The sequence below is a fragment of the Phenylobacterium sp. genome, assembly GCF_036495085.1.
Lineage (GTDB): Bacteria > Pseudomonadota > Alphaproteobacteria > Caulobacterales > Caulobacteraceae > Phenylobacterium.
This window is the reverse complement of the sequence record NZ_DASXNL010000055.1, coordinates 1-3,374: the sequence shown is the minus strand read 5'-3', so window position 1 is coordinate 3,374 and position 3,374 is coordinate 1. Positions and strand designations below refer to the sequence as shown.

At 67.5% G+C, this 3,374-nt stretch carries 4 protein-coding genes and 1 tRNA gene; all 5 read left to right on the top strand.

The features are described from left to right. The first annotated feature begins 111 nt into the window (after positions 1 to 111). A tRNA-Pro gene (locus VGI62_RS07200) sits at positions 112 to 188 on the top strand. A 58-nt stretch (positions 189 to 246) separates the two neighbouring features. After that, positions 247 to 1,356, top strand: a complete 1,110-nt coding sequence (locus VGI62_RS07195) for a COX15/CtaA family protein (RefSeq protein WP_331503725.1) — start codon at positions 247 to 249, stop codon at positions 1,354 to 1,356. Positions 1,357 to 1,489: 133 nt separating this feature from the next. Continuing rightward, positions 1,490 to 1,966, top strand: a complete 477-nt coding sequence (rplM, locus tag VGI62_RS07190) for a 50S ribosomal protein L13 (RefSeq protein WP_331503724.1) — start codon at positions 1,490 to 1,492, stop codon at positions 1,964 to 1,966. 2 nt (positions 1,967 to 1,968) lie between these two features. Further along, the gene (gene rpsI / locus VGI62_RS07185; RefSeq protein WP_331503723.1) at positions 1,969 to 2,439 is read left to right on the top strand and encodes a 30S ribosomal protein S9; all 471 of its coding nucleotides are present in this window, start codon (positions 1,969 to 1,971) and stop codon (positions 2,437 to 2,439) included. A 98-nt stretch (positions 2,440 to 2,537) separates the two neighbouring features. After that, on the top strand, positions 2,538 to 3,374 hold an 837-nt coding region (locus tag VGI62_RS07180), incomplete at its 3' end, for an LLM class flavin-dependent oxidoreductase (protein ID WP_331503722.1).

The following is a 3,374-nucleotide window of genomic DNA, read 5'->3' as shown; positions in this document are numbered from 1 at the left end:
CGTGGCGGCAAAGAAGCGGCTCGACACCGTTCTGCAGCGCTGACGATTTCGCCGGGGATTTGCAATTGCCGCACCGCGCCGGCCTCTCTATAACGCCGCTTCTCCCTGCATCGGAGCGTGGCGCAGCCTGGTAGCGCACTTGACTGGGGGTCAAGGGGTCGCAGGTTCGAATCCTGTCGCTCCGACCAGCGCGTCCACCTTCCTGGACGCGCGTGCAGGGATGATAGACGCAGGCGCCGGAACTCGATGATCGCCCTTTCCCGAGCCTCGACACCGGCCGCCTCCAGAGCCGCCGGCCTGGGCGGCCGTTCGCGGGCTGTCGCGGTGTGGCTCTTCACCGTGGCCGGCTTCGTCGGTCTCATGGTGGTGGTGGGCGGCGCCACGCGGCTGACCGGATCGGGCCTTTCGATCACTGAATGGAAGCCGCTTACCGGCGCCTTGCCCCCGCTCTCCGACCAGGCCTGGGCGGATCTCTTCGCCAGGTATCGGGCTACCTCACAGTACCGCTTGATCAACCAGGGCATCAGCCTGGGCGAGTTCCAGGTGCTGTTCTGGTGGGAATGGGCGCACCGGCTGCTCGGGCGCCTCGTCGGCATCGTTTTCGCGCTCCCTCTGGTGAGCTTCCTCGCGCTGCGGCAGGTCCCGCGCCGCCTGGTCGGCCGCTGCTTCCTGCTCCTCGCTTTGGGCGGCCTGCAGGGCCTGGTCGGCTGGTGGATGGTCGAGAGTGGGCTCGAGGGAAGGGCCTCCGTCGCTCCCGAGCGGCTGGCGGTTCACCTTGGGCTCGCACTCGTGCTTCTTTCGGCTCTGGTGTGGACAGCTCTCGACGCCTGGGCCGGCAATGCGCCGGAAACGAGTGGGCGCACGGCCGTCAGGGCGAGGGGCGGCCGCGTCGCCTCGGCCCTGTTCGCCGCGGGCGTGTTCGTGCAGTGCCTGATGGGCGCCCTGGTGGCGGGGAACGGAGGCGGCCGGGTCGACACCGACTGGCCCTTGATGGGAGGGCGGGCCGTCCCGTCCGACTATTGGCAGGGCGGACTCTGGGCGACTGTGGCCCATGGGCGTTCGGCGGGTCAGTTCGATCACCGCCTGTTCGCTTATCTGCTGCTGGGGGCGGGGGTCTTCCTCTTGGTCGGCCGCCTGCGCGCCCGCGAGGGGTCACGGGACGTTGCCGTCCTCACTGCGGTCTGCGTCGTCCTGCTGGTGCTCCAAGCAGCTCTGGGCGTGGCGACCCTTCTGGCCGACGACCCGCTGAGCTTGGCCCTGGCCCACCAGGCCAATGCCGCGCTCCTCCTCAGCGTCGCTGTGGGGCTGGCGTGGCGCTCGGCGCGCAGCGCGGGTAATATATTACCTCGCATCTGAACTCTTTGAAAACCAAGCGCTTTAGGATATTCGTCGCATTCTTGCTTGACACTCTCGACGCCGGTCTGTACCAGCCGCGCCTCACTCTGGCGCCGGCGTCCTTCGCCGGGCCGATCGGGGCTAAAAAGGCGCCATGACGACCAAGACCACCACCTCTCTCAAGCCCGCTGACGTCGAGAAGCAGTGGATCGTCGTTGACGCGCAAGACGCCGTCGTCGGCCGTCTGGCCACCTTCATCGCCATGCGTCTGCGCGGCAAGCATCGGCCGGACTACACTCCCAACGTCGATTGCGGCGACCACGTTGTGGTCATCAACGCCGACAAGGTGAAGTTCACTGGCCGCAAGCTCGACCAGAAGACCTACTATTGGCACACCGGCCACCCCGGCGGCGTCAAGGAGCGTACGGCGGGCAAGATCCTGGCCGGCCGATTCCCCGAGCGGGTGCTGGAAAAGGCGGTCGAACGCATGCTGCCCAAGGAAAGCCCCCTGGCCCGCAAGCAGCTGACCCATCTCAAACTCTACAACGGCGCCGAGCATCCTCACGCGGCGCAGAACCCCCAGGTGGTGGATTTCGTGTCCCTGAACGCCAAGAACAGCCGGAGCCAGTAGTCATGAGCGAGACCCACGGCTTCGAGGCTCTGCAGAGCCTTTCCTCCACCCCCGTCCAGGCAGCGGCGGAACCCCAGATCGACAAGGACGGCCGCGCCTACGCCACCGGCAAGCGCAAGAACGCGGTCGCCCGCGTGTGGATCAAGCCAGGGCGCGGCAAGGTGACCATCAACGGCCGCGACCAGGAGGTCTATTTCGCCCGGCCTGTGCTGCGCATGATGATCGCCCAGCCCCTGCAGATCGCCGATCGCCTGGGCCAGTTCGACATCGACGCGACCGTGGAAGGCTCGGGCCTCTCGGGCCAGGCCGGCGCGGTGCGCCACGGCATTTCCAAGGCGCTGCTCAATTACGAGCCGGGGCTGCGACCGCAGCTCAAGGCGCAAGGCTTCCTGACCCGCGACAGCCGCGTCGTCGAGCGCAAGAAATACGGCAAAGCCAAAGCCCGCCGCAGCTTCCAGTTCTCCAAGCGCTAAACAGGCAGATTGTACCACAGAGGCTCGAAGGACACGGAGGGAAGTCCGATCTCCGTGGTCCCGGTGTCTCCGTGGTGAAATCGAATGCGGAGGCGGTAATGCAGTTTGGGATTGCCATTCCGACCGACGCCGATTCCTGGCGGGTGGTGCGGCGCGCCGAGGAACTCGGCTTTGCGCGTGCCTGGTTCTACGACACCCAGATGCTGAGCGCCGACCCATTTGTCGCGATGGCGGCGGCAGCGATGAAAACGACAAAAATCCGGCTCGGCACCGGAGTGCTGATCCCATCGAACCGGATCGCCCCGGTTACCGCGAATGCGTTTGCATCGCTGAATAAACTGGCGCCGGGGCGGATTGATTTCGGGATTGGCACCGGGTTTACCGGGCGGCGGGCGATGGGGCTCGGCGCGGTCAAACTGGCGGATTTGGAAGAGTATGTCCGGGTCGTCATGGCGCTGTTGCGCGGGGAGACGGTCGAGGCCGAAATCGAAAACAAAAAGCGGCTGATCCGGCTGCTGAACCCCGAGCTCGGGCTGATCAACACGCGCGACCCGATCCCGCTTTACGTCGCGGCCTCGGGTCCGCGGGCGCGCGCCTTGACCGCGAAGCTCGGCGCCGGCTGGATCGCCACGGCCGGCGATGTCGATGGCGGCCTCGCGGCGATGGCCGACATGCGGGAATGCCGGCGGGCCGTCGGGCGGGAGGCGGAGCCGCTCGATGCCGTGGTGTTGACCGGCGGCGCGATCTTGGAAGAGGGCGAGCCCGCCGACTCGCCGCGCGCCGTCGCGCAGGCCGGGCCGCGCGCGGCGATGCTGCTGCATCGCGCGGCCGACGCGGCATTGGCGGGGTTGCCGATGATGGCGCCGATGCCGCCCGCGGTCGCCGAGAGTGTGGCGGGCTATGTCGAGCTGGCCCGCAAATTCACGCCGCAGGGC